Origin of the sequence: Bacteroides sp. AF32-8BH (assembly GCF_003435205.1) — a bacterium.
GTDB lineage: Bacteria > Bacteroidota > Bacteroidia > Bacteroidales > Bacteroidaceae > Bacteroides > Bacteroides ovatus.
On sequence record NZ_QVLZ01000124.1, the window covers coordinates 1 to 506 of the forward strand.

The 506-nt window shown below is 35.8% G+C and carries 1 pseudogene; it reads right to left on the reverse strand.

Going from position 1 to position 506, the window contains the following annotated elements:
• Positions 1-28 precede the first annotated feature (28 nt).
• Positions 29-247, reverse strand: a pseudogene (locus DWZ47_RS30315) (PcfK-like family protein); the annotation flags it as partial.
• Between the last annotated feature and the right edge of the window lie 259 nt (positions 248-506).

Sequence of the window (506 nt, forward strand, 5' to 3'; positions counted from 1 at the left end):
TCAACGCTTGTTGTTATTGGCTTGGGATAATCTTGGAGTGGGGATAATAGTGCAACGCCATACCAAAAATTTCATCATCACTAAAACCACAGCAACCGCTTTTCTTCACTTGGTTTAAAATATAGGTAATGCAATTATCTATATTCTTTGTAGGTTTTTGATAGACTGGAGCAAACAGACTATCCACCGCTGCCATATTATCAAGGTATGCCTTGATGGTACTTTTAAATTGTTCTGACACTTTCATAGTATATCATTTTTAGATTTCATTTCACAATAAGCCAATTTCACGAGAAACAAGGAGAATAGGCAAATAAGAGCCAACAACGTAACCGACACAACCTTTATCGGACTTGGCGTTATTACCGCTCCGACAAACATAGCCACTGCACAAAGAGCGATGATGACCGAAAAAACAAATTGAATGATTTGCATATACTTCTGCTACTTAGTTTGTTAAACTTCTAATTTTATGCTTCAGCTAGATTTAAAGACCTTTTTTTAAA